Origin of the sequence: Pseudoalteromonas sp. NFXS39 (assembly GCF_040148775.1) — a bacterium.
Taxonomy (GTDB): Bacteria; Pseudomonadota; Gammaproteobacteria; order Enterobacterales; family Alteromonadaceae; genus Pseudoalteromonas; species Pseudoalteromonas apostichopi.
The window spans coordinates 1-25,018 of record NZ_JAGDEC010000005.1 but is presented as its reverse complement, the minus strand read 5'-3'; the positions used below and the strand labels follow the sequence as shown (position 1 = coordinate 25,018).

General features: G+C 39.5%; 23 protein-coding genes and 10 tRNA genes. 3 read left to right on the top strand and 30 right to left on the bottom strand.

Annotation, left to right across the window (positions count from 1 at the left end; translation table 11 throughout):
- Position 1: 1 nt before the first annotated feature.
- From J3455_RS10485 to J3455_RS10355, 27 genes are all read right to left on the bottom strand, one after another.
- Positions 2-1,981, bottom strand: coding sequence for a DEAD/DEAH box helicase (locus J3455_RS10485; RefSeq protein WP_349561681.1), 1,980 nt, complete (start codon positions 1,979-1,981; stop codon positions 2-4).
- Positions 1,982-2,067: 86 nt separating this feature from the next.
- Positions 2,068-2,442 carry a hypothetical protein gene (locus J3455_RS10480; protein ID WP_349561680.1) on the bottom strand — a complete coding sequence of 125 codons (375 nt, stop codon included), beginning with the start codon at positions 2,440-2,442 and terminating at the stop codon, positions 2,068-2,070.
- Between the two features lie 67 nt (positions 2,443-2,509).
- The gene (locus J3455_RS10475) at positions 2,510-2,770 is read right to left on the bottom strand and encodes a hypothetical protein (RefSeq protein ID WP_349561679.1); all 261 of its coding nucleotides are present in this window, start codon (positions 2,768-2,770) and stop codon (positions 2,510-2,512) included.
- Positions 2,771-2,886: 116 nt separating this feature from the next.
- Positions 2,887-3,417, bottom strand: coding sequence for a hypothetical protein (locus tag J3455_RS10470; protein ID WP_349561678.1), 531 nt, complete (start codon positions 3,415-3,417; stop codon positions 2,887-2,889).
- Between the two features lie 66 nt (positions 3,418-3,483).
- A complete protein-coding gene (locus J3455_RS10465; protein WP_349561677.1) occupies positions 3,484-4,149 on the bottom strand; it encodes a DUF6998 domain-containing protein in 666 nt (221 codons plus the stop codon).
- An 18-nt stretch (positions 4,150-4,167) separates the two neighbouring features.
- Complete coding sequence (locus J3455_RS10460; protein WP_349561676.1) at positions 4,168-5,409, bottom strand: integrase domain-containing protein; 1,242 nt, start codon at positions 5,407-5,409, stop codon at positions 4,168-4,170.
- A gap of 183 nt (positions 5,410-5,592) precedes the next feature.
- Positions 5,593-5,680 (bottom strand) — tRNA-Ser (locus tag J3455_RS10455).
- A gap of 150 nt (positions 5,681-5,830) precedes the next feature.
- Complete coding sequence (gene nadA / locus J3455_RS10450; RefSeq protein WP_054561293.1) at positions 5,831-6,871, bottom strand: quinolinate synthase NadA; 1,041 nt, start codon at positions 6,869-6,871, stop codon at positions 5,831-5,833.
- Between the two features lie 129 nt (positions 6,872-7,000).
- Positions 7,001-7,076 (bottom strand) — tRNA-Lys (locus J3455_RS10445).
- A 53-nt stretch (positions 7,077-7,129) separates the two neighbouring features.
- Positions 7,130-7,205: transfer RNA gene (locus tag J3455_RS10440), tRNA-Lys, on the bottom strand.
- 51 nt (positions 7,206-7,256) lie between these two features.
- Positions 7,257-7,332 (bottom strand) — tRNA-Lys (locus J3455_RS10435).
- Positions 7,333-7,390: 58 nt separating this feature from the next.
- Positions 7,391-7,466, bottom strand: a tRNA-Lys gene (locus J3455_RS10430).
- A 57-nt stretch (positions 7,467-7,523) separates the two neighbouring features.
- Positions 7,524-7,599, bottom strand: a tRNA-Lys gene (locus J3455_RS10425).
- 56 nt (positions 7,600-7,655) lie between these two features.
- Positions 7,656-7,731, bottom strand: a tRNA-Lys gene (locus J3455_RS10420).
- A 55-nt stretch (positions 7,732-7,786) separates the two neighbouring features.
- A tRNA-Lys gene (locus J3455_RS10415) sits at positions 7,787-7,862 on the bottom strand.
- Positions 7,863-7,924: 62 nt separating this feature from the next.
- Positions 7,925-8,000 (bottom strand) — tRNA-Lys (locus tag J3455_RS10410).
- Between the two features lie 168 nt (positions 8,001-8,168).
- Positions 8,169-8,930 carry a tol-pal system protein YbgF gene (ybgF, locus tag J3455_RS10405; protein ID WP_130051702.1) on the bottom strand — a complete coding sequence of 254 codons (762 nt, stop codon included), beginning with the start codon at positions 8,928-8,930 and terminating at the stop codon, positions 8,169-8,171.
- Between the two features lie 12 nt (positions 8,931-8,942).
- Positions 8,943-9,482, bottom strand: a complete 540-nt coding sequence (pal, locus tag J3455_RS10400) for a peptidoglycan-associated lipoprotein Pal (RefSeq protein ID WP_130051703.1) — start codon at positions 9,480-9,482, stop codon at positions 8,943-8,945.
- A 34-nt stretch (positions 9,483-9,516) separates the two neighbouring features.
- Complete coding sequence (tolB, locus tag J3455_RS10395) at positions 9,517-10,875, bottom strand: Tol-Pal system beta propeller repeat protein TolB (protein WP_130051704.1); 1,359 nt, start codon at positions 10,873-10,875, stop codon at positions 9,517-9,519.
- Between the two features lie 9 nt (positions 10,876-10,884).
- Positions 10,885-11,829: a cell envelope integrity protein TolA gene (tolA, locus tag J3455_RS10390; RefSeq protein WP_349561675.1), complete on the bottom strand. Its 945-nt coding sequence runs from the start codon at positions 11,827-11,829 to the stop codon at positions 10,885-10,887.
- Between the two features lies 1 nt (position 11,830).
- A complete protein-coding gene (gene tolR, locus J3455_RS10385) occupies positions 11,831-12,256 on the bottom strand; it encodes a protein TolR (RefSeq protein WP_130051706.1) in 426 nt (141 codons plus the stop codon).
- Entirely contained in the window at positions 12,243-12,947 is a 705-nt protein-coding gene (gene tolQ / locus J3455_RS10380; RefSeq protein ID WP_130051707.1) for a protein TolQ, read from the bottom strand. Before tolQ ends, tolR begins: the two co-directional genes overlap by 14 nt.
- Before the next feature lie 953 nt (positions 12,948-13,900).
- Positions 13,901-14,905 carry a Holliday junction branch migration DNA helicase RuvB gene (gene ruvB / locus J3455_RS10375; protein WP_256854485.1) on the bottom strand — a complete coding sequence of 335 codons (1,005 nt, stop codon included), beginning with the start codon at positions 14,903-14,905 and terminating at the stop codon, positions 13,901-13,903.
- A gap of 7 nt (positions 14,906-14,912) precedes the next feature.
- Positions 14,913-15,533, bottom strand: a complete 621-nt coding sequence (gene ruvA / locus J3455_RS10370; protein ID WP_130051709.1) for a Holliday junction branch migration protein RuvA — start codon at positions 15,531-15,533, stop codon at positions 14,913-14,915.
- 1 nt (position 15,534) lies between these two features.
- Positions 15,535-16,059 carry a crossover junction endodeoxyribonuclease RuvC gene (gene ruvC / locus J3455_RS10365; protein WP_054561285.1) on the bottom strand — a complete coding sequence of 175 codons (525 nt, stop codon included), beginning with the start codon at positions 16,057-16,059 and terminating at the stop codon, positions 15,535-15,537.
- Between the two features lie 137 nt (positions 16,060-16,196).
- On the bottom strand, positions 16,197-18,698 hold the full coding sequence (locus tag J3455_RS10360; RefSeq protein WP_349561674.1) for an ABC transporter permease: 2,502 nt from the start codon (positions 18,696-18,698) through the stop codon (positions 16,197-16,199).
- Complete coding sequence (locus J3455_RS10355) at positions 18,688-19,407, bottom strand: ABC transporter ATP-binding protein (protein WP_130051711.1); 720 nt, start codon at positions 19,405-19,407, stop codon at positions 18,688-18,690. The genes J3455_RS10360 and J3455_RS10355 overlap by 11 nt, the downstream gene beginning before the upstream one ends.
- On the opposite strand from J3455_RS10355, the gene J3455_RS10350 reads away from it, so the two are divergent.
- The 3 genes from J3455_RS10350 to J3455_RS10340 all read left to right on the top strand — a co-directional run bounded on the left by J3455_RS10350 (position 19,408) and on the right by J3455_RS10340 (position 20,818).
- Positions 19,408-20,025 carry an arylesterase gene (locus J3455_RS10350; RefSeq protein WP_349561673.1) on the top strand — a complete coding sequence of 206 codons (618 nt, stop codon included), beginning with the start codon at positions 19,408-19,410 and terminating at the stop codon, positions 20,023-20,025.
- A 105-nt stretch (positions 20,026-20,130) separates the two neighbouring features.
- Positions 20,131-20,207 (top strand) — tRNA-Pro (locus tag J3455_RS10345).
- A 395-nt stretch (positions 20,208-20,602) separates the two neighbouring features.
- A complete protein-coding gene (locus J3455_RS10340; protein WP_349561672.1) occupies positions 20,603-20,818 on the top strand; it encodes a hypothetical protein in 216 nt (71 codons plus the stop codon).
- Positions 20,819-21,488: 670 nt separating this feature from the next.
- Here J3455_RS10340 and J3455_RS10335 read toward each other — a convergent pair.
- From J3455_RS10335 to J3455_RS10325, 3 genes are all read right to left on the bottom strand, one after another.
- Positions 21,489-22,391: a hypothetical protein gene (locus tag J3455_RS10335; protein ID WP_349561671.1), complete on the bottom strand. Its 903-nt coding sequence runs from the start codon at positions 22,389-22,391 to the stop codon at positions 21,489-21,491.
- A 102-nt stretch (positions 22,392-22,493) separates the two neighbouring features.
- On the bottom strand, positions 22,494-22,787 hold the full coding sequence (locus J3455_RS10330) for a hypothetical protein (RefSeq protein WP_349561670.1): 294 nt from the start codon (positions 22,785-22,787) through the stop codon (positions 22,494-22,496).
- 119 nt (positions 22,788-22,906) lie between these two features.
- A complete protein-coding gene (locus J3455_RS10325) occupies positions 22,907-24,595 on the bottom strand; it encodes a DUF262 domain-containing protein (protein WP_349561668.1) in 1,689 nt (562 codons plus the stop codon).
- Positions 24,596-25,018 lie beyond the last annotated feature (423 nt).

Genomic DNA, 25,018 nt, shown 5'->3' with positions numbered 1-25,018 from the left:
TCTATTTCACCGAGAATTGTGATTCATCACTTAATGTACCTGATTTTTCAGGTAACTCATTGTGAGCTTTTTTAGCTAGGGTTCTATCTAAGTCGTACTCGCCACGCTTGTATAGTACAAATAGAGTATCATCACGAGGGATATCGAAATGATCACACATATCCCATACATCTTTTTCTGTCATCACCGTTTTAGCTACTTTGCGTCTTGAAATGTTATAAACACTAAATACTGTTGCAGTAACTGACTTATTCTCTGTTAATTCACCTGAACCTGGGGCTACGACTCTATTAAACTCAACATATTCATCATTATCTAACATGCTGGTAAGCATTATTGTTCTATCTTTTTGAGGACCATCTACACCTGCTTTTTCTGGATTATCGTAACTATCTCCATTAACCCATTGAGCTTTGATCCAGTTTTTCTTTTTACCCCGCATAGCCCTGCTGCCTTTAACAGACGGCGCTCCATTTTTGATAAACTCTTCCCGTAAGACCGTTATAGCGCTTAAAAGAAGCTTATCTTGGGTGTGCTGGGAAAAGTCGTAGTCTTGCTCCAGGAGCCTTGCTGGTACTGCTACATAGTGATCTGTTGCGAATGTTTCAACATCACCAATAGCTCTACGTTTTTTATATTTAATTGTTAGTCCAACATCCAAACCATTTACTTGGTACTCTTGACATACGTCTTCAAAAAACTCTTTTAACCCATCAAAATCTGATGCTGCATGATCTGAACATGTACGCTCTAGGTAATCCAAAATTGCCCCATAGGCTTCAGCTGCATTCCCATTTGTGAAATGCATTGAAGTATTATTACCGTGATAACCACACGCGCGACCTACATTAGCCTGTACCACAGCAGCAACACTTGCAACTGTGCTATCCCAGGTAGAAATGAGGTTATTTTTCATTAAACTACCGAAGTTTATTCCTGCCCGACAACCTGCAACTGTAATTGCGACTAATTTTTCACCAAACAATTCACTGTCTTCAAATGCTTTTTTAAACCTATCAATAGTAGATAGCTCGTCCTCAGGTACACCTGATAGCGAATTCCCTAGTATATAGATGTTCTCTTCATCAACACCTTCAGATATGAAGAACTGCTTAGCATCCATTGCTGTACCGGCAGGAACCCTAACTAATGACCAGCCCATACCCTGATGGGCATGAAATTGCTGCATAAAATTTTTACGGTGAGATGAATCAACTAGGAAGTTTCTTTCTTCGTCATTTAAATTGTGTAAGCGATTGTTTTTTAGCATTTCCCTAACACCGTAGTACTCGTCACTTGTTTTATGAAAAACTAACCGAGTACCAAAATCACGACGTAAAATAGAGTCTTTAAGCGCTTGATTAGCTGCTTGGGTTGATTCCTTTAAAAGCTTGTCGTTGTGATCTTCTTCAGCTTCAGAACTAACCTCTAGCGCTTCTTCGTATTCTGTTTCTGCCCCATATAGAGCGCCAAAAGGTGTCGCAGAAATAAACACAACTTTGCAAGAGTCATTTTCTTGTTCTAGATAGTCAAATACAGAGCTATATCGAATACCGGTAACATTAGAACCATAATGGCATTCGTCGATAATGATTAGCTTAGGGGGGTTACCTTTAAAGTCTGTTTCTAAGGCTTTTTCAAAATTAACAAAATTACTAACGACCACATTCTTTGCAAGTCTTAAGTCGTCTTCAGCCTGATCTCTCAAAGCCGTATCAGGCATTGTAACTAAGTATAACGTGTCTTTAAGTGAACGTTTTTGGCAAATTGTTTCATCATCAAGGCTTAAACGCTGTAAACAGCACAAAGCTAAAGCAATACCTGATTTGCCAGCTTGCATTTCAGCTGCTGTTACTACAGCTCTCACATCGTTAGAAAATGCATTAAATGTTTTTGTGGCAGCACTCACTTGGTGGCTATGTAAAGTATTACCGTCGAGGATTTCTTGAACTTTTTTGCGGTGCACTTCAGCTTTATTCATAAAACTAGCTCCTTGTCTTTGTTGTAATATTATTTATTGAAGGGGCCTCAAGCTATTTCTAACATTGAAGCTTTTTGTAAAAAGCGTTATACATTTTCACATCTAACTAGCTCTATAGCTTCCGCTTCACTCATTCCTGCCGCGATAAATACCTTAAAGTTGTCGCTTTCTACTTCTTTTAAAGTGTTTTTACCCGTCCAAGAGGGATGTGTTGCTAAATTCCAACCCGCTGGTAAATTTCTAAACTTTTCAGTATGGCTTATTGAAACTGCGTAATGTTCTTTTTTAAGTTTTTTATATAGATCCAAGGCCTCGTTAAAACTGAGGACAAAAGACAATTCTTGCTCAGGCTCTGCATTACGATTTTCATCAGTAATGATTCTGACATTTTCTTTTTTTAACCACATTGATGATTTAATTTCTTCAAACTTTGCCTTCATGGCATCTTTATTATTTGACACTTGAACTCCCAATCAATTTCATACTCTTGTAAATCGTTATAATTTTAAATTAATATTTGGCTAAAAGTTACTTTGGCGATACTGCACCGCCTGAAACTGTCCATACACTTGCCTTTCGTTTATTAGGCTTTTTCTTCTTTTTTGTATTTTTAACTTTGTTAGTTAACACCTTTTTCGTATTAAGGCTTTTCTTTGCTTTCAACCTTTTTATATTTTCTTCCCTTTCTACTAGGACAAACCTACAAGCCTCTTGATAGCTAAAATAAGGATTAGCTTTTAGTACTTTTATAACCCTTTCTTCAATTGATTTTTGCTTCTTCCTTGACATAAACAAGCACCCACCTTGATATCTTTTATTTGTTAATTAGATAAATTTACTCTCAAAGCTCAGTGCTTTTAGGCAATATTTAAAGAACCGCTTAACTTCAAGCATTCAAGAAAAAGCTATTTCTTTTTTCCTAAGCTTGGTAAACCTCCTGATCTCACAGCTCTAACGCCAGATTTAAAATATACATCCATAATATCGTTAGACACATTTTTATCTGGCTTTAACTTGGAGTTTAAGTCACGAACAGCGGCTTTTCTTAAATTTTTCTTATCAGACTGTGATACTTGATTTTGTATAGATGAAAAGGCATGCGATATAGCTATCAGTCTTTTTAACTCTTTATCAGAACGGTTCTCGTTAAAGGCTAAAATGGATTCTAGTCGTTCAATTTCCTTTGCTAATTTTTCCTTAGGTGTACTGGTAAAAGCTATCTTTAATTTATTTGATGTAGCCTTGTTACTTTGAAGTAAAGCCCATTCATAAGTCCCTTCTATTGTTCTTCTTGCCTTCAAAAGGCCCTTGGGAATATCACTTTTATAAGATGGCCCTGCAAGATAGGCCTTACGGACACATCTTTTATTATGCTTTTTTTGTTCTGTAGGGGCTTTAAAAGGCCAACCACATTCTGGACAACTAAAAACTGACATATTACATCCTTGTAGTCTGATAAATAAAGTAATTTTAGTTCATGGTTTAGGAATAAAACAACTACTTTATTCACTTAACCCCTTAATCAACAAAGAGCCCAGCTGCCGTGTATTAAATGGATTTCCGTTGCCATTTAAAATTGAAACCCCTAACTCTTTGGCAATATCACGTAAGTAAGGCTTACTAGGTGTTACAAGCTCGTCATTTAAAAACACTTCTATGGTGCCATTTTCTAGCTCCACCAATTTGTAGTTATTCCATATGACTTCTTTTACGTTTAGTAATATACGTGGCTTAACCGGTGGATTTATTAACTTACTCATAGCTATAGCGCTCTTACCTGTTGGCCCAATATTCATGAGTAGTTTTGCTTGTTCAACAGTGGTATCTAATAAAGTCTCAACCTGCATTTCTTCAGTATTTATTTTCAAAATAATAATGCGGTCAACCAACGCTAACGTATTTGTGTTAAAGCTTATATGGCCGCTTGACCCCATTTTAGCTGTTGTTTTTACTGATATCCGCTCACCACTACTTGATACAACATCGTACCCTGCCTGGTTAACCTCAGTTGCCATACGTCCATTAGTTATAAGTGCGGCGTACAGTTCCCCTATTCTACCGGTTAAATGTCTTAGCTCTGTTGCAGGCACATCCCAACTTAACTCCCTTTCTAACCAGCTCATGGCTTCACCAAGAGACTGAATGATTTGCATTTGTGTTAGAGCCATTTGTATATTCCTTTATTATCATCTAACTAATGTCTTTTTATTTATGCTCAGTATAGAGACTGATCCTTGCGAGGATCTTTCAATATGCTCACTCCACCAGCTCATTAACTCTTTGCGTTTTTCATAATAATCACTTCGATTATATGCTGCCCTTATTTGATTCTTATCAACATGGGCTAAGGCTGCTTCAATCACATCAGGGTTAAATCCCTTTTCATTCAGTGTCGTGCTCCCTAGGGACCGAATACCATGACTAACTAAACGTCCTTGAAACCCCATTCGCCTTAAAGCAACATTTGCTGATTCATTATTAATATGCTTTTTAGGATCTCGGTCTGATGGAAATACAAACTCTCTATGGCCTGATAGAGGTTTAATTGCTTCTAATAGCTGTAGGGCTTGTTTAGATAGTGGGATCACATGCTCTTTTCTCATCTTCATGCGACTAGCAGGAATAGTCCATTCTTTTTTATCTAAATCAATTTCATCCCAGCGAGTCCCCGCAGCTTCCCCTGGTCGCGTGAGGGTGTGAAGTTGCCACTCTATTAGAAATCGAGTTATATGCTTGATACTGGCATTTGCCAGTGTTTGCATAAGCTCTGGTAATTCATCTGGTTTAAGAGTGGGCATATGAACTCTTTTTGGTGAACTGTAGTTAGCTTTAATTCCCGCTATAGGGTTAACTGTAATGTAGTTTTTGTTCATCGCAAAAACCATTACCCTATTGAGCCTTTCGCAAAGACGTTTAACAGTTTCTAATCTATCATCCTTGGCAAGTGGGTCTAATACGCTGCTAACAAGTGGTGCTGTCAACTTTCCAATTGGGTGCTTTCCTAACTTAGGAAAGATATGATTGCCTAAAGATCGCCACATATCGTCGCAATAATTTTTAGACAAACCTTTACTCGAAAACTCAAACCACTCATTAGCAACTTTTTCTAAAGTAAGTTCCTCTTGAGCTAACTTTTCTCTTCGGGCGGTTTCTCTCTGCTCTTTTGGATCAATATCGAACAGGATTAATTCTCTTGCATCTTGAGCAAGCTTTCTCGCATTAACTAAGCTTAGAGCTGGATATGTACCCAACCCCATATTTATACGTTTTTTAGTTATTGGGTGATAGTAGTTAAAGTTCCATTGTTTCGAACCATTTTGACGAACTCTTAGCTGTAAACCCTTTCCATCAGAAAGCACATAATCTTTTTCTCTAGGTTTAGCATTCTTAACTTCATTATTAGATAAAGGCTTTATTGTTTTAGGCATAATCGATAAAAATTTGCATGTTGGTATACCTGATTATGGCACCAAATATTAGGAATACCATATGGGCAACTAAAATTTTGCGCTTCAATGAGACGGGATAAGACACCATAAGATGACAAATAATTGATTTTATTTACTTTGCAGGCATAAAAAGACGTCATGAGACGTCTTGATATTGAATAATGGCGGTGACGGAGAGATTCGAACTCTCGATACGTTGCCGTATACACACTTTCCAGGCGTGCTCCTTCAGCCACTCGGACACGTCACCTAAGGCGCTTATAGTTTAGCGCGGCGTTATAGTATGAAAACAACCCTATAGACGCAAGGGCTTTTTAAAATACGATGGTTAAGTGATTAGTAATCAAACAAAAAAGGCAAAGTATAGACCTTGCCTTTTGTATATATAGACGATTCGCTCTTAACGTTGAAGCGTTGCTGAGAAATCTAACATACGGTTAAGCGACTTTAATGCGCCTTCGCGTAAATCCATATCTACAAATACTTCTTTACCCTCAGGGTCTGTCAGTGCTTCTTCAATCGCTTTTAAGCCGTTCATTGCCATCCACGGGCAATGTGCACAGCTTTTACAGGTTGCGCCTTCACCGGCTGTTGGTGCTTCAAAGAATTCTTTCTCTGGGCATAACTGCTGCATTTTGTAGAAAATGCCTCGGTCAGTCGCTACGATGAACTTTTTGTTGTCCATAGTTTGCGCTGCTTTGATTAGTTGGCTTGTTGAGCCAACCGCATCAGCTAAGGCTACAATCTCCGCAGGAGACTCTGGGTGAACCAATACAGCCGCATCTGGGTGTAAGGCTTTCATATCCTTAAGTGCTTTGGTTTTAAACTCGTCATGAACGATACAGGCGCCATTCCACATGATCATGTCTGCACCTGTGTTCTTTTGAATGTAAGAACCTAAGTGTTTATCTGGACCCCAAATGATTTTTTCGCCTTGCTCATCAAGGTGCTCAACGATTTCTAGAGCACATGAAGAAGTAACAATCCAATCTGCACGGGCTTTCACAGCTGTTGATGTATTTGCATACACTACTACCTTGCGATCAGGGTGCTGATCACAAAACGCTGAGAATTCTTCAATTGGGCAACCTACGTCTAATGAACAAGTTGCAGCAAGCGTTGGCATAACAACTGTTTTATTTGGCGTTAGGATTTTTGCAGTTTCGCCCATAAAGCGAACACCGGCTACCACAATTACATCTGCGTCGTGCTTAGCGCCAAAACGCGCCATTTCTAGCGAGTCGGCAACACAACCGCCTGTTTCTTCAGCTAGTGCTTGAATTTCAGGATCAGTGTAATAATGGGCAACAAGAACCGCGTTCTTGTCTTTTAATAATTGTTTGATACGTGCCTTATACTCAGCTTGCTCGTCTTTTGATAACGGAGCTGGCTTTGGAGGGAAGATATAATCTTCAGGCATAATTTGTTCAGCTAGACTCATTTCTCGACCACTTAGTCCACAGTGCATTCATGGCGCGAATTATACGAGAATCTTAAGCTAAAGAACAGTATTGCTGTGTGCTGTTAAGATAAATAAAGGATAACTTAGAAAGAAAAGATAAATCAGGAATGGTGGGTCATGATGGACTTGAACCATCGACCAATGGATTAAAAGTCCACTGCTCTACCAACTGAGCTAATGACCCGCTCTGGATATTAAGATGCGTAAATCCGCCGATTTGAGACCATTCCAAAAGAATGGTGGGTCATGATGGACTTGAACCATCGACCAATGGATTAAAAGTCCACTGCTCTACCAACTGAGCTAATGACCCGCTCTGGATATTAAGGTGCGTAGATCCGCCGATATAGAACCATTCGAAGAATGGTGGGTCATGATGGACTTGAACCATCGACCAATGGATTAAAAGTCCACTGCTCTACCAACTGAGCTAATGACCCGCTCTGTTGCTTATAAAAAGCTGCGTAAATCCGCCGATATAAGACCATTCAAAAAGAATGGTGGGTCATGATGGACTTGAACCATCGACCAATGGATTAAAAGTCCACTGCTCTACCAACTGAGCTAATGACCCGCTCTGATGCTTATAAAAGCTGCGTAAATCCGCCGATATGAGACCATTCAAAAAGAATGGTGGGTCATGATGGACTTGAACCATCGACCAATGGATTAAAAGTCCACTGCTCTACCAACTGAGCTAATGACCCGCTCTGACGCTTATAAAAAGCTGCGTAAATCCGCCGATATAAAGCCATTCAAAGAATGGTGGGTCATGATGGACTTGAACCATCGACCAATGGATTAAAAGTCCACTGCTCTACCAACTGAGCTAATGACCCGCTCTGATGCTTATAAAAGCTACGTAAATCCGCCGATAGAAAACCATTCAAAGAATGGTGGGTCATGATGGACTTGAACCATCGACCAATGGATTAAAAGTCCACTGCTCTACCAACTGAGCTAATGACCCGCTCTAATGCTTTTAAAAGCTATACGTAAATCCGTCGATTAAAGATTACCATTCTGAAAGAATGGTGGGTCATGATGGACTTGAACCATCGACCAATGGATTAAAAGTCCACTGCTCTACCAACTGAGCTAATGACCCGCTCTTTTTTCCGCATTTCGGCTGTTGTTACCAATCGCCTGCTGCGGGCGCTTATAATACTTATTTAAATGCTGAGTGCAACAGAAAATATCTCTTTTTTTAAGTTTTTATGTCTAGTTGCCTAATTTTAGACCGCTTATGTCAAAAAGCAGTCTAATCAGGTCAAAACTACATTTGCGACAGACGTTCTGTGGCTAATTTTGCAGCGGTGGTACTTGGGTACTGATTAATTAAATCATTAAAGGTTTTAAGGGCTTGTTCGCCTAAACCTTGCTCCGCTAATAAGTTTCCTAACTTTAACATCGCATCAGGGCGTTTATTAGAATTAGGGTATTCATTCACAACTACTTTGAAATGCTCAGTCGCACCTGCTTGATCGTTTTGAATTGTTAATAGCTGACCTAACCAATAATGTGCATTAGATGCATATACTGAATTAGGGTAAGTAGTTAAGAATGTTTGGAACTCCGGAATTGCTTGCTCATAACGTTTATCTTTCATTATTAACGCCACTGCACGCTCATAGGCTTCATTTTCAGATAAATCTGAACTAATTGCCTGTGATGCACCTACATCCGTATAAGAGTTAGTAGGTTGAGTTTGTGCGGCAGCGGGCTGGCTATAAGCTTGGCTGACACGGTTTTCAATCTCTTGATAAAGCTCACGCTGACGCTGAAGTACTTTTTCAAGCTTGTAACTTTGCTCTTCAGTAATACCACGAACTTGGCTCACTTCGTCTTGTAAGATATTGAGCTGTTGCTGAAGCTCAGCTTGCAATAAATTACGTGACTTCATCATGTTTTCTAATGCGATTAAACGCTTTTCAATGCTCGATTGCGAGCTTGCAGCTTCTGAAACAGGAGCGGGAGCAGCCCATAACTGGGTGCTCCCGCTTAAGATCATTGCTGCCAAAATAATTTTCGGCTTCATAATGACTCTTTATTAGTAAACTAATACTGCGCGACGATTCTTCGCGAACGCTTCTTCAGTGCGAGACTTAACCATTGGCTTCTCTTCACCATAGCTCACTACTGACATTTGGCTAGCAGAAACACCTAAGCTTTGTAGGTATTTTTCTACTGCTTGACCACGATGCTCACCAAGTGCGATGTTGTACTCAGGCGTACCGCGCTCATCAGCGTGACCTTCGATTAGTACTTTAACTGATGGGTTTTGTACTAAGAATTCAGCGTGTGCTTGTAAAAGCTCCGCGTATTTGCTTTGGATTTTTGCGTTATCAAAACCAAAGTAGATGATTTGCTCTTGACGTAACGCTTCGTACTTTTCACGAAGTGCTTCTTCAGCTTGTTGCTCTGGAGTAAGCGTTGCAACTTCAACAGTATCAGTGTTTGATTGCTCAACCATACCTTGGTTAGATTGGTTTGCAGCACCCTCATCAACACCTGAAGAAGAGCTACACGCCGCTAATGTCATCACTGGCACAGCAATAAGCAGGCCTTTTAAAGTTTTATTAAGTTGCATTGAATTGATTCCTATATTGAGTAAACCAGTAAAATTACTGTAAATAAGGCGACCAAGCTGGCGCCTTAACTTGTCCATCTAGCACAGGTAAGCGAGCTTTAAAGCGACCGTCCATAGACACTAACGCCAACACCTGTTTATTATTATGAAGCGTGCTGTAGATAATCATCGAACCGTTTGGAGCGATACTCGGCGATTCATCTAGGCGAGTTCTTGTTAATACTTGAAACGCACCTGTAGCTAGCTCTTTTTTAGCAAGATGGTATTGACCGTTAGTACGATTCACCATCACTAATTCTTTTCCGTCTGGTGAAATCGAACCTGCTAAATTCATATCACCATCAAACGTCATACGTTTTGCTCTACCAGTTTGCAAATTTAACTTATAAATCTGGGCATTACCACCCCTTTCAGACGTAAACACGATATCTTGCCCATTTGGGTACCAAGAAGGCTCTGTATCGATACTACGATGATTTGTTAAACGCTTTTCTTTGCGAGTTGCAAGGTCTAAAACATAGACTTCTGTTGCACCGTTACGGTCTTTTGAAAGTACTAATAATAGTTTTTTACCATCAGGTGAAAACTGTGGTGCACCATTAATACCTGGATGGCTTGTGATTAACTCACGTTTGCCCGTATACAAATCTTGAATGTAAATTTGGCTTTGACGATTTTCAAAGGTTACATACGCAAGCTTAGTACCATCTGGTGACCAAGCTGGGGACATAAGTGGCTCTTTAGAACGAAGCAATACTTGCTCATTGTAGCCATCATAGTCAGCAACAACGAGTTGATAAGGCTTCGGTTCATTATCACGTACAATAACGTAAGCAATTTTTGTTAAAAACGCACCTTTTTCACCCGTAAGCGCTTCGTAAACTACATCGCTAATACGGTGCGCATAACGGCGAAACCCTGTTTCAGATATAACACTCTCACGAGCATCTAATACATGGTCTTGGCTCTTCACTAATTGACCATTACTCATCATTTGCGTTTCGCCGCCTGTAATTTGACCACGGATCACATCGATAAGCTCATATTTTACTAAGTAACGTCCACCCGGTTGTTGCTCAACTTGACCAACAAGTACCGCTTCAACACCTTGATTGACCCATGCACCATAATCTACATCAGCATCTTTGCCGGGTAATTGAGGCATATTTGTCACATCAATAGGTTTAAATTTACCACTACGCATCAAATCAGCTGCAATAACGGTGCTCAATTTTTCAGGGATGGGACCAACGCCCTGGTATTTAAATGGAACAACCGCTATTGGGCGTGCTCCATCAATACCTTCAGTGATAACAATTTCTAGTGCAGCACTGGCAATGCCATGAAAGCCCAGTAATACAATAAAACATGCTGTTTTTATCTGGTTGAACATATCATTCCTTTAGAATTCTGGCTTAATTGTTAAGTTAATATTTTTCAGTTGCTCGAAAACATCTTTATCAGGCGAAACTGGTAGTGTATCGGCCATACGGACAGCACGAAGAGCAGCTTCACACACTAATTTATCACCACCAAGTGATTTTACTTGAGTTACTAACCCGTTAAAACCAAGGCGAATGTTAACGCGACATTGCTTATTCTTCATTTTTTCATCAATAAGTAAAGTTTGTTGAATACGCGCCATAATTAACGCTTTATATTTATCAACTTCATTCAAGACTTGTTGCTGACGTATTTTATTTCGTGCAGCCTGCTCAGCAGCTAACTGCTCTTGCAGCATTTGTTCTTGCAATGCCTGCTGACGTTTACGCTCTGCTTCAGCTTCTTTACGTTTACGTTCAGCTTCAGCTTCAGCTTCAGCAGCTTTACGCTTGCGCTCTGCTTCCGCTTTCTTTAACGCCTCTTCTTCAGCTTTACGTTTTTCAGCTGCGGCTTTTGCTGCGGCTTCAGCTTCTTGCTTTTGCTTTTCAGCCTGCTTAGCTTTGGCACGTTCTTTCTCTTGTATTTCACGTGCTTTCTTCGCTTGAGCCTCAGCTTCTGCTCTTTCTTTCTCTTTCGCTCGGCGTTGTTGCTCTAACTTTTTAAGACGACGGTCTTCAGCTTCGCGTTGCTTACGTGCGTCATTTGCACGACGTTCAAGATCTCGAATTCGCTTTGCTTCGGCTTGTTTTTTTGCTTCTTCTTGCTTTTTAAGTTCAGCAATTTTCTGCTCAACCTTTTGTTGATCAACCGTTACTGCAGAAACCGCTTTTTCTGGTTCAGGCATAGCCGGATTCAATGTCACCTCCATTACCTTAGGAGCTGGCATATGAAAGTTCGCTGATACGACTAAGAAAACAATAATACCAAGGTGCAATAGAAGCGACTTTATTACTGATTCACGCATACTAACCCTCAAATGACTCAGTCATAAGACCCACTGAAGGCACACCGGCATTTTTCAAAAAGTCCATTAACAGCAACACTTCTTGATAAGAAACACGACCAGAACCTTTTATCATAACCGGAGTATCGGGGTTTTTCTGAAGTTGTAATTTTATAACAGCAGCTACATCAATTGCTTCCATAGGAGCTTCTGGATCAGTGCCGATACTTACATAGTACTTACCTTCAGCATCAATTGATGCAATGATAGGTGGTGTATCTTTGGTATCTACAAGATCCGATTCTTCCATTTTCGGCAAGTCCACTTTTACACCATGAGTAATAAGTGGTGCAGTTGCCATAAATATAATAAGTAGTACCAACATTACATCAATGTAAGGAACTACATTTATCTCACCTACTGGGCGACGTTTCTTACGCTGATACATTCGCTTTAGCCTCTATTTGCGCAGCTGCTTGGCGGTGTAAAATATTGGCGAACTCTTCCATGAAGTTAATGTAATTACCTTCAAGCTTTTCTACTTTATTTGCAAAACGGTTGTACGCAATAACTGCAGGGATTGCTGCGAATAAACCCATCGCTGTTGCGATAAGTGCTTCGGCGATACCCGGCGCAACCATTTGTAAAGTTGCTTGCTTAACTTCACCTAATGCAATGAATGCGTTCATGATACCCCACACCGTACCAAAAAGGCCGATATAAGGACTAATTGAACCCACTGTCGCTAAAAACGATAAACTTGATTCTAGTTTTTCAACTTCGCGTGACAACGCAACACGCATTGAACGATGTGTGCCTTCCATTACGATGCTTGCACTTTGCGGTGAATTTTTCTTATGTCGTGCAAACTCCTTAAAACCAGCAACGAATAATGCTTCAACACCTGATGCGCCACCAGGACGAGCTGAAACTTCATTATATAATTTACTTAAGTCTATTCCTGACCAAAACTTTTGCTCAAAGCGCTTAGCGCCATTAAGTGCATCAGAAATCGCTTTTTTACGTTGAAAAATAATTGCCCATGACATTACCGACATGCCGACTAATGCCAACATTACTAGCTGGACAAGTACACTGGCTTCTAGAATAAGATCTAAAAAGTTAAGCCCTGATCCCACGTTAAACTCCTAAAAATAGATTTCTATGTAATTTGTTATATTTTTTACACTTGTATTTATTGACCACAAACATGGCCAAAAGTTACAACTAGTGTATCTAGTCAATTATGAACTGACAACGCTCTTGCTGTGAATTAGCGGCAAATAACGGTAAAAAGCAATTTGCTTAGTTATTTTTTAGCCAGATTGAATTTTACAAATACTTTTATGCATATTTTTACCTTAATAATAAGTCACTAGAGTGACGCTTAAAAGCAACCAAAACAATCAAAAACACGACGTTTATTCATAAATTACGCATAAACACCCAAAAGTACTTTTGCAAATCTACTACAGAATACTTAAACTAATCCTGAATACAGAATTTGAATTTTATAAAAACCACTCTATTCATGCAGTTAAAGAGAAAATAACCACAAAGCGAACAAAAAGAAAACAATAGAATTTTTTGCTCACATTAGTTTTTTTAATCTGAAAATTAAATTTTTCTAGTTTGAAGAAAAATCCATCATTGCGTATTATTTACCTATACCGAGCTAGCAACCTCATGAAAGTTTCTTTCATTAAGCTCCGTTTTTAGCAATATGAAGTTTCGTATTGCTCTAGGTTTACTGAAATCAGGATAAAACCTTCTTTTAGTAGACCGTAGTTCCCTGAATTACTTCCTTCAACTTGTTGTTTGCCCGCATCCTTATGCGGGCTTTTTTTTGCCTGCGCAAACGTCAACGAGAATACCTATCAAAAACTTAACAGCATGTGAATTACAGGTGTTAGATGACTCTTGCCGGTATGCGGTATGCGGTATGCGGTATGCGGTATGCGGTATGCGGTATGCGGTATGCGGTAAAATCTATATTGCCATTTAAAAAGTCAACTTTTCTCTATTAAAAAGCAGCCCTCTCGAGCTGCTTAATACTTATAACTTAAAGCTTTTGTAACTAACCTGAGTTTTGTTATTTATCTGGGGTTAGTCCAAAGTGCAAGTAAGCGATGTCTGATACAAGTCGTCCGCGCGGGGTACGTTGTATAAAGCCTTGTTGAATTAAAAACGGTTCTATTACATCTTCAATCGTTTCTTTTTCTTCGCCTATTGCAGCTGCAAGGTTATCAAGGCCAACTGGGCCGCCCATAAATTTTTCGATAATAGCTAATAGGTATTTTCTATCCATGTAGTCAAAACCGCTTTTATCGACATCAATCATATCGAGGGCTTGCTCTGCAACCGATGCGTTAACTTTACCGTCAGATTTAACTTGCGTGTAATCACGAACACGGCGTAACAAACGGTTCGCTATTCGCGGTGTGCCACGTGAGCGCTTGGCTATTTCTGTGGCACCTTCATTGCACATAGTTAAATCTAAAAATCTTGCTGAACGAGCAACTATTTTTGATAAATCTTCAACCGAATAAAATTCTAAACGCTGCACTATGCCAAAACGGTCTCTCAGTGGTGACGTCAGTGAACCTGCACGGGTTGTCGCACCTATTAAAGTAAATGGCGGTAAATCAAGTTTAATTGAACGTGCGGCTGGGCCCTCACCGATCATAATATCCAGCTGATAGTCTTCCATTGCTGGATACAAAATCTCTTCGACCTGCGGGCTCAAGCGGTGAATTTCGTCAATAAACAGTACGTCACCTTCTTCAAGGTTAGTTAAAAGAGCAGCTAAATCGCCAGCTTTTTCGAGTACTGGCCCTGACGTTGTTTTAATACTAACGTTAAGCTCGTTGGCAACAATGTTTGCAAGTGTGGTTTTACCAAGACCCGGTGGACCAAATATTAATAGGTGATCCAGGGCTTCGCCACGATGGCGAGCCGCCTCGATAAATATTTCCATTTGTTGCTTAACATGCGGCTGGCCAGTGTAATCTGTTAACAGTTTTGGCCGTATGGCACGATCAACACTGTCTTCGTTACTTTGTTCACTCGCATCTATTAAGCGATCTGCTTCTATCATGGTTTACTCACAACATTGATTTTAGAGCTTCTTTAATTAGAACCTCTGTCGTCATATCTGGTTTGTTCACTGCTTTCACCGCTTTTTGTGCTTGCGGTAGCTTATAACCTAACGCCACAAGTGCAGACACTGCATCATCGGCAGCATTATTTGCCACTAGGGTATCATCACTTGCAGGCTCAATGACGGCATTATCGCTAAATGGTGTAAATAAGTCATTACCCCAATCTTTCAGTCTGTCTTTCATTTCGAGTACTAAGCGCTCAGCAGTTTTTTTACCAACCCCCGGAAGTTTAACCAGTGTGGTTGCATCTTCATTGTTTACACAACTTACAAATTGCTGTGCTGACATACCCGATAAAATCGCAAGTCCTAATTTTGGTCCTACGCCATTAGCCTTTAATAGCTCTCTAAATAAAGCGCGCTCTGTTTTATTGTTAAAACCAAATAATAGCTGGGCATCTTCACGTACCACAAAATGGGTATAAATAATCGCTTGCTCACCTACTGCGGGTAAATCATAAAAGCAGGTCATAGGCATTTGTACTTCGTAGCCTACACCACTTACTTCAATAAGAATTTCTGGCGGCTGTTTTTCAACAAGTAAGCCATTTAATCGACCAATCATATTACTTCCTTAATCGTCCTCTTACGGTTTTGCTCGCACTGCCCGCAAGTTTAATTAAATTTTGTTCTGAGTGTGCATGACATATAGCAATTGCTAGAGCGTCAGCGGCATCGGCTTGAGGAGTGCCTGGCAGCTTTAAAATATTCTTTACCATATGTTGTACTTGAGACTTATCGGCTCCGCCATTACCCACAACAGCTTGCTTGATTTGCCTTGCTGAATATTCATAAACTGGCAGCTCAGCCATTGAAGCGCCAACAATGGCAGCGCCACGAGCTTGACCAAGTTTTAGTGCCGAATCAGGGTTATGTGCCATAAACACTTTTTCGATAGCAAAGCTGTCTGGGGAGAATTGCTCTACCAATTGACTGATCCCTTGGTAAATCATTTTTAAACGAACAGGAAAATCGTGATCTGCCAATTTTATGCAACCACTTCCTAAATAAGTGAACTTAGCACCTTGGTGAGCAATCACGCCGTACCCTGTTAATCGTGAACCAGGATCAATCCCTAAAATAATCGCCAACTAACTGACCCATCTATTATCATTATTATCTGTGTTAATAATGCCAGAGCACTGTATAAATTACCAGTAACCAATTGCAATTCATAAAAAATGCCCGCAATTGCGAGCATTTTATAAACGCGTTTTTAGTTAGAATCTTATGCCAGTGAGCGTAATAAGCCTTGGGTATTTTTTCGCATTGTGCGCGCTATCATCAAATAACCCAAACACGCCACAAATAGGCCTCCTACTGCTGGGCCAATAAGCCAAATATGAGGATGGAATTTACCTGCTAATTCGAACATCTGTTTTTGTACAATTAATAAAGCAATATCACTGACAATGGCAGCGACTAAGCCTGCCGTAACCCCTAATAATAAAAACTCATATAAGGTGGCATTTTTAATTAAACGCCCTTTAGCACCTAAAGTTCTTAAGATGACAATCTCTTGCATACGCTCACCCAAACTTGCTTGTACTTGTGAAATAAGCACTAAAGCTCCACAGGCAACGACAATTGCTAGTACAAAACCAATCGCTAACGATACTTGCTCTATTGTTGAGCGAATCTGTTTAATAAAGCTTTCAACATCAATCACATTCACTGTTGGGTATTGACGCATTAACTCATTAAATTCGCGTTTTTTATCCGCTTTTACATTCACCGATGAAATATAAGTAGCAGGAAAACTGGCTAGCACATCAGGACTTAAAATAATAAAGAAGTTAGGTTTGAGTGTCGTCCAGTTAACTTTTCGAACACTGGTAATTTTTGCATCGAAAGACTGTGCACCTATTAAGAAAGTAAGCGTATCACCTATTTTTACATCTAAGCGTTTAAGCATAGACTCTTCAACCGATGCCTCAGCCACTGAGTTTTCACTAAACCATGTACCGTCGATAAGCTCGTTTTGATTTGGCAAGTCCTTGCGCCAAGTTAGATTTAGCTCACGGCCAATGCCAGAGCGAGCTTCTTCGTCTTTCTTTTCGTTATCTTCTTGCGATACTTCGCGGGCAACCAGCTCACCATTAACGGCGTTTACACGGCCACGAACAACCGGGTAAAAATCAGACGTTGGCATATCATTTTGCGCTAAGAAACTAGTAATAGGTTCTAGTTCTTGCTCAGTAATGTTCACTAAAAATGAATTAGGTGCATTTTCTGGAAGCTGTGACTGCCAATCCGAGATCATGTCGTTCTTCAATACAATTAAAAACAATAACAATTTTATAGCCAATGCAAAGCTAATTAATTGTACGGCATTAACGTTGGCACGCTTTTGAATTGATGCTATCGCCAATGACCAACTATTACCTGGGCTTAAACCGAGTTTGCGACCACCGCCAAAAATAACCTTTGATAAAGCAAATAACACCGCAATTAAAAATGCAGTTGAAAGAAACAAAATGGCACTTATTTTGATGTTATTACTAAATAACCACATGAGTAAAAACACAGTAAGCGCCGACATAGCCAAGTGCACTTTACTAACCAATAAACGGTCGCCTAAATTACGGCGAAGCACGCGCAGCGGAGGAATATCAAATAAATCGAGAAGTGGTTTAATAGAAAACATTACCGCACAAATCACGCCGGTACTAATAGCAATAATCCAAGGTTTAGCAGATGCACTTGGTAGTGCTGTGCCCATGGTTTGTGCTAAATAATCTGTTGCAACTGCTTGTAAGCCATAACCAATCAGTAAACCAACTATGACCGACATTGAACAAACAAGGCTCAAGTGAAGTAAATAGATTTTACGTATCATAGCGCGGCTTCCGCCCAGCGTTTTCATCATGGCAACCGGGTCATATTGACGCTCACAATACCGTTTTGCCGATACCGCAATAGCAACAGCGGCTAAAATAATGCCAAGTAAACCTGCTAGCAATAGATAACTCTCGGCACGATTTAAACTATTAGAAATAGGAGACTGGCGGTCTTTAACACCATACCAACGCTGGTTTTCTTTCATTTGTGGTTTTAACCACGCATAGAAGGTATCTAAATTGTCTTTGCTGCCAGCATAAAGCTGACGATAAAACACTCGACTACCCGGCTGAATTACCTCTGTAACAGCTATGTCTGCTTCATTAATTAAGATTCGCTGGCTGCTTGAAAACACATTAAACGGTGCATCAGGCTCTTCGGCTACAACATGACTAGCAGTAAACGTAGCAGCGCCAAGCTCTACTTTATCGCCCACTTTAATGTTTAACGCATAAAACACTGATTCACTTAACCACACTTCACCACGACTTGGGATATCAGCAGTTACTTGTGGTTGATCAGTCAGGCTAGTTTTTACTTTTAACTCGCCTTTTAACGGATAGGTGTTTGATACCGCTTTCACCGAGCCAAGCTGCATTTCTTCACCAGCAAATAACATGGTATCGAAATAGGTTATTTTAGCGGTACGTAAGTTTTCTTGGTTGGCTTTTTCTAAAAACTCGGCAGGTAAAGCATGGTTACTTGCTAAAACGCGATCAGCAGCAATAAAGGCACTGCTTTTTTCTTCAATACTTTGACCAATTCGGTCGGTAACCATAGACAGTGTTAAAACAGTGAGAACAGCTAAGGCAATTGCTGCACTGATCACTGTTAACTCACCGCGTTTAAACTCACGTGAAAACAGTTTTAGTGCTAATTTAGCCCACATTCGCTTGCACTCCTTCGCTTTCTTTTACAGTTACTAACTGCCCTGCTTCAATGTGTAAAATTTGCTGACACTTTTGTGCAAGCTGCTCATCATGCGTTACTAAAATAAGTGTCGTGCCGTGCTCTTTATTTAATTCAAATAATAATGACTCAATTAATTTACCGTTTTTGCTATCAAGGTTCGCTGATGGTTCATCGGCAAATAAGATTTTCGGTGTACCAATAAATGCACGCGCAATAGCTACACGCTGCTGCTCACCGCCAGATAATTGCGATGGGTAATGGCCAACACGGTGACTTAAACCTACTTTTTCAAGTAGCTCAAGCGCTTGCTGTTTCGCGTCTTTACTACCGGCAAGTTCAGCCGGTAGCATCACGTTTTCAAGTGCTGTTAAGCTTTGTACAAGCATGAAAGACTGAAACACAAACCCCACTTTTTCGGCGCGAAGTGCCGCGCGTGCTTCTTCGCCTAATTCGTGCAAAGCAGCACCATCTAAATAAATACTGCCGCTAGTTGATTGGTCAAGTCCGGCTAACAAACTTAATAAAGTAGACTTACCCGAACCAGAGGTGCCCACTACTGCAACTGAGTCACCCGACTTGACATTAAAGCTGATGTCACTGAGGATGGTCAGGTTGCCCTCAACCGTGGTGACCGTTTTAGAAAGTCCTTTAACTTGAATGATGTTTAATTGAGAAAGCGCTGACATATGATGCATCCAATCCTACGTTTTATATTCGTTTTACTGTTAGTAATCAAACCACTTACGGCAGCAGCTGACAACACAATTTTAATTTTAGGTGACAGTTTAAGCGCCGCATACGGCCTTAAACAAGAACAAGGCTGGGTTAAATTGTTACAAGATAAGTACGATGAAAAAGACCAATCTGTATATTTAGTAAACGCTAGTATTAGTGGTGAAACTACCGGCGGCGCCTTAAGACGACTCGACGCGTTACTAAGTGAATTTGAACCCACTCATGTGCTTATTGAGCTTGGCGGAAACGATGGTTTACGTGGTTTCCCTATTAAACGCCTTCAAACTAACCTACGTGATTTAATAGCGAAAAGCCAACAAACTGGGGCGAAAACCGCCATAATGGAAGTACAAATTCCACCAAACTATGGCCCTCGTTATACCAAACTTTTCACCGATAGCTTTAAAACTATTGCTGATGAAACAGATTCTGAACTCATGCCTTTTTTCATGCTTAATATTGCAGGCCGTCCTGAGCTAATGCAAAACGATAACCTCCACCCTAACGCCGATGCTCAACCATTAATACGCGACTTTATGTACAAAACGATCAACGATTGGCTAGATTAACCACTAGCCCATTGATTTAATACCGATTGCCTGAACAATAAACAGGCAATCGAACTGCGCTGATATTGATTTTTATAAAAAAAGCCGTACTATGACTTTCAACGTCGGCATATAGCGCAGCTTGGTAGCGCACTGTCATGGGGTGTCAGGGGTCGCAGGTTCAAATCCTGCTATGCCGACCATTTTTCTACACTCTATTCAATAAGTTAATTAACTTACCTATTTACTTTATCGCACCTAAACTCTACATTCTTTTATTTATATCGCACATTTATCGCACCATATTAATCTAAACTTATTTTCTCATTTTTAGGTTTGATTAGGTGTTGATTGGGGGGGATATATAGGAAGACAGCTAATGGCACCTTTGTTACCTTCCTCACGATAGAATTTATAAAAAGCTTTTCAGAAAAATAATTTGTAATAGACGGGCAATGAATCGTGGCAGCTCAAATATGACCTTATGCTTTTAGCAGTTAGGTTAGGGTTTCTGCTAACCGGTAGGTTTAAACGAGGTGCAGTCGACGACTCTGACACATTTTTGGACAGAAACAATTTAGAGCCTAAGGACGGTTCTGTGCCAGAAGCTGCCATTCGTAAAGCCGCCAACAACGGCAGACTTGTGATTGTGGCTTTTGTGCGACAATGGCAAAGCCATGCACAAAAGGCGCGAGCGCAAGGCTGTCCAAGGAGCGCAGCGACTGATGTTGCTTGGCCTTGTTATAACCCACTAAAGATTCCTGCGACGACAACGACTGACGATAACACTAAATATGGGAGCCAAAGTTTGTAACCGCCAAATATGCCAATACTTTTATCAGTTCGGAGTACGTGATTTATTTGCACTTTAGAATATGTTTCATCATTTATTTCAGATTCTATTTGGCGGGATCTAATAACTGCTGATAAATAAGTATGCCAATGATGGCGCGCAACAATAAATAAACCACTTACAATGATTAGGCCACATGCCATATATGCAAAGCTAGGAATGTTAATTGATTTGTGAAATAAACCTATAGTGAAAGCAGTCACGAAGCCAACAGCCCAACTAAAAACTTTGAAACAAAGTTCCTCCTGAGTGGTAATAATATCTTGAACTATTTTTAGCTCATCCATCGGGTTTGGAGTCATCTACTATTCTCTCTTAGGTTATAACAATTTAATATCGACCCATTGGGTCGTTTTCCTGAATATAGGAGAAATACATAGCAACTGGACATAAAATCAGTGCTGAAAAATAATTTTCTAATGACTGCTATTCGCTCATTACTGTCAGATACATAATTAAATTCAGAGGGTTACTTCCGTTTTGTGCCAATAACTGTCATTCGTAACGCCGCGTTAAGTAGTGAGCAACGCTACCACTGAACCTAACTAGACCACCGTAAACACAAAAGCCAACGATGGAATGAAAAGTGCCAAGCGTTGGGAATCTGTCTTAAACGCTTTGTTAAATTGCCTTAATCGAATTGCTGTGGGAAGTTAATTGAACCTGTTTGGATAATAACTGTACTAATAGGTAATGCAGATAATTTAAAGCCCAATAGACGCGGTTCGTTAATTACATTTACTTTTTTCGCATTATAACTAGACCCATCAAGTAAAAGATCCCAGCAGACTTTACACCATTCCGAGTATTTTAGATGTTTTGTATCATAAAATTGTTGCCCAGTATCACCACACAAAAAATCTACTAGAGCCTTTGACAATGGATTGTTGATTTTAAGAGAACCACTCGCTTGGGCAATATTAAAAGATGTATTATTTTTAAAACCATTACTTCGATAAGTACCATGTTGCTTTAAATTTTCGTGAAGCAATAAATATTGTGCGCCATCAAATGCCTTTTTAGGTGTAACATCCCGACCCACGATTTTCCGAGGTCTTACATAATCAAATTTCGGCCATTTTTCATATAAGTGCAACTGGTGCTGGTCACTTTTACCGACACTAGCCGTATAACCTTTTGCACTTGATACCTTTGCCTGTAACAGTAAAGAGTTCATATAAACAGAGAGATTGCTATCATAATGCATATGCACTACAAACAAATCACCCAATTCTGGATTTTTGGAAGCGCCGCCCCAAGTAACTATTGGACGTTGGTGACAAAAGTGCCCTTGAATTTGAGCTGTAATCCCCGTTTGGTTCAAGAAATAATTTAATATGCGTTGTATTTCTGGTAGTGAGTACTGAAACAAGCTTGAAACGATCGCTGGCTCATCAAGCTTCTGATAGCCCTTGACTGACCCATACAGCGTTGACCGGTGTCCTAGCCCGACTCCATCTATCAGAGCAGTTTCAATATTTGATTGAATAGCTGTCCTAGTGTTCTGTAGATTTAATTTTATTGGACTAGACATTTTTACTCCTATCTAGAAACTTGGGGGCAATTTAACGCCAAAAGCAGCGGCGGCGAAGCCGTCCAGCCCGCAGGGCGATGCTGCCTTTGTTTGTTATGTGTTTCACTCGGTTTTGCCCATTTTATTTAGAGTGTCTTTTAGTTGCTCACGAGTAAGGCCAATGTGAGTTTGAAAATCCCAGTCGTCTAGGTGAAAACCCGACCAAGTTACATTTACTGCATTTTTTACTGCCGAAAACTCTTCCTGTGTTAACAGATTTGGAGAAACCGCTTGCACAGCCTTGCCTATTTTCGAAGCGACTAGCGATGGTATTGTTGTGGTAACAACTATATCGCCTGATTCTTCTAGCTCCTTTAGAGCCTGAATGATTGCTTGTTCAACAGCTAATTTATCCATGACTTCCATTTACACATAACGGTTTGCTAAGCGGCAGAAAAATAGCTGGCTAAAATTAGCGAGGTACGAGCAAAAGCCAGCTGTTTTTTGTCCGTTTAAGCAACTTGTTAGTTTTTACTTTACGCGTAAGGTAGATGCCATACTGCTTTAGCTTGTTTCGCTAAGTATTTTTGTCTAGCTTTAAGGTTATCTTGATCCCATTTTTGATAACCAAATCTTTTTGTTAATTCATATCTACTTGTTTTATAGACTTCAGATTTATGCTCAAAGTTTTTGTTGCCGATAACACGATTCTTATCTGGCTCTAATAATGTGAAGTTACCAAGCCTATAAATAAAACTTTCTTCGATGTCTTTAGGAAAGTTTTCACTCCACTCAGTAGATGGATTTTCAGGTAATACATGTTCAAGTGAACCATTATCATACTCAAAATCAAATGAATGTTCAGATAGGTGATTTTCGATGCTATAAACTATATATCTTGCCAATTTCGCTGATCTTTTAGTTCTAATTGATTTAGATTCAAAATTACGTTCGAAATCTTCATCGCTAACGTACAGTGGTTGCAAAATAACAAATATGTCTCTCGCCGTTTTGGCTGTTCCTGCATTAATTGCCTTACATGCTTCATTATATTTAGACTCTAGCGCATTTGGGTTTAACCCTGAGACGACCATGTATCTGAACGAAATTACAGAGCAAATTCTTAAAGTAGCAACCCAATCTTCATGTTCTAAGTACAAATAAGCATTAATTAACAGTGGATAACATTGAGTAACGTTAAATAGACTTAGTTCTCTAATATGCCTTTTAACTTTTTCCTCTCCTTCCCACAATTGATGGGTTGAGTCACCTAAAGCGGCATAAACCTCTGAAACTTCACTCATACTATTTAACAAGTCAAAAGCTGTTTTAGGAGTATTGATGTGTCTTTTGACAGTTTTAAACAACTCTTTCTCTTGAATTAAACCATTTTGCATCATCCAGTAATGGCGCAGAAACTTAGGGAACCCCGAATATGAAACGTGATTTATCGTTACATCCCAAATATTTTTAACATGACTTTTATCTGTCTCATCAACGATGGAAAATAGATAGTTCTTCAATAAATCAGTTACTGACAAATCTAAACCTCGATCATTAAGAGTTTCGAAAATCAGATAAGCACTTAAATCATCTGTTGCAGTAATTTGGATAAACAACAAACTATCGGAAACATACTCAACAAAAGAAATTAATGAAGAAACATCTTCCTCCATAAAAATTTCTTCTTTGATTAATTCTTTATAATAATTAAAACAGTCGAAAAGCAATTTATTACTTTTAATGGCGGATTTGATATTTACAGGTTTTCTAAAATTGGTGAGGTAAGTCGAAAAGAAAGGGTTATTACTTTCATTTAATTCAATTTTATTTTCATAATTTAATGAAGACAGAGATTTTTTACCAATAAAGTCGGTTACTAATAGTTCTATTCTCTTTTCATTATTTTCTACATCTATTTCTCGTTTAACTAAATCATTCAATGTATCAACGACAGCTAATACCAATATAGTAAGAGTTGTTAATCGTTGCTGACCGTCGATGATATCATATTGTTTTTTGTGTTTAGATACTAAAACCACAGATCCCATGTAATGCTTTGAGTTACTTTTCCTGTTAGTTTCAATATCTAACCACAGATCATTCCAGTGGGTTTTGTTCCATGAATAGTCTCTTTGATAAAGAGGGACTTTGAATTTGTTATCACCTTTGATGATCCCACCAAAAGTATCAGTCTCTGCGTTTAAAAAATTTTCTGCTGACAACGCCAACTCTCCTTGTAAAAACTAACAATTTAATAGTGCGCAAATTGCGCATATTTCTGATTTGCAATCGCTCACTTTTCTGAATGCTTTAGTTTTAACAAAGTTGATAACTAGTTGCCAGTATTATTAAAAATACATGTGGTTAATTTTTTTAGAAAGATAAAAGTGCGCAATTTGCGCATTTTCTTGAATATGGGGGAAAGGTTTTGATTCAGAGGCTGAAAAGTAAGGGTTTAAAAAATCTGAACGTCCGTTACTCGCTCTTTTGAGGCATTGGCCTAAACACGTTTTGGGGCAAATGTATGGTACGCCCCGTTTTGCAAGTTAATAATTTAAAATAACGGAGATGGTTTGCGCTAATGTATTCAGAGTCTATTAGAGACTTTCATTAGTCCCAGCTCTACGATGAGATCCGCGCCAGAT

Excerpts from the sequence above, each read along its gene's own strand:
- J3455_RS10485 (WP_349561681.1), bottom strand. The coding sequence starts at position 1,981 with ATGAATAAAGCTGAAGTGCACCGCAAAAAAGTTCAAGAAATCCTCGAC.
- J3455_RS10475 (WP_349561679.1), bottom strand. The coding sequence starts at position 2,770 with ATGTCAAGGAAGAAGCAAAAATCAATTGAAGAAAGGGTTATAAAAGTA.
- J3455_RS10470 (WP_349561678.1), bottom strand. The coding sequence starts at position 3,417 with ATGTCAGTTTTTAGTTGTCCAGAATGTGGTTGGCCTTTTAAAGCCCCT.
- J3455_RS10465 (WP_349561677.1), bottom strand. The coding sequence starts at position 4,149 with ATGGCTCTAACACAAATGCAAATCATTCAGTCTCTTGGTGAAGCCATG.
- J3455_RS10460 (WP_349561676.1), bottom strand. The coding sequence starts at position 5,409 with ATGCCTAAAACAATAAAGCCTTTATCTAATAATGAAGTTAAGAATGCT.
- nadA (WP_054561293.1), bottom strand. The coding sequence starts at position 6,871 with ATGAGTCTAGCTGAACAAATTATGCCTGAAGATTATATCTTCCCTCCA.
- ybgF (WP_130051702.1), bottom strand. The coding sequence starts at position 8,930 with ATGAAGCCGAAAATTATTTTGGCAGCAATGATCTTAAGCGGGAGCACC.
- pal (WP_130051703.1), bottom strand. The coding sequence starts at position 9,482 with ATGCAACTTAATAAAACTTTAAAAGGCCTGCTTATTGCTGTGCCAGTG.
- tolB (WP_130051704.1), bottom strand. The coding sequence starts at position 10,875 with ATGTTCAACCAGATAAAAACAGCATGTTTTATTGTATTACTGGGCTTT.
- tolA (WP_349561675.1), bottom strand. The coding sequence starts at position 11,829 with ATGCGTGAATCAGTAATAAAGTCGCTTCTATTGCACCTTGGTATTATT.
- tolR (WP_130051706.1), bottom strand. The coding sequence starts at position 12,256 with ATGTATCAGCGTAAGAAACGTCGCCCAGTAGGTGAGATAAATGTAGTT.
- ruvB (WP_256854485.1), bottom strand. The coding sequence starts at position 14,905 with ATGATAGAAGCAGATCGCTTAATAGATGCGAGTGAACAAAGTAACGAA.
- ruvA (WP_130051709.1), bottom strand. The coding sequence starts at position 15,533 with ATGATTGGTCGATTAAATGGCTTACTTGTTGAAAAACAGCCGCCAGAA.
- J3455_RS10360 (WP_349561674.1), bottom strand. The coding sequence starts at position 18,698 with ATGTGGGCTAAATTAGCACTAAAACTGTTTTCACGTGAGTTTAAACGC.
- J3455_RS10355 (WP_130051711.1), bottom strand. The coding sequence starts at position 19,407 with ATGTCAGCGCTTTCTCAATTAAACATCATTCAAGTTAAAGGACTTTCT.
- J3455_RS10350 (WP_349561673.1), top strand. The coding sequence starts at position 19,408 with ATGATGCATCCAATCCTACGTTTTATATTCGTTTTACTGTTAGTAATC.
- J3455_RS10335 (WP_349561671.1), bottom strand. The coding sequence starts at position 22,391 with ATGTCTAGTCCAATAAAATTAAATCTACAGAACACTAGGACAGCTATT.
- J3455_RS10330 (WP_349561670.1), bottom strand. The coding sequence starts at position 22,787 with ATGGATAAATTAGCTGTTGAACAAGCAATCATTCAGGCTCTAAAGGAG.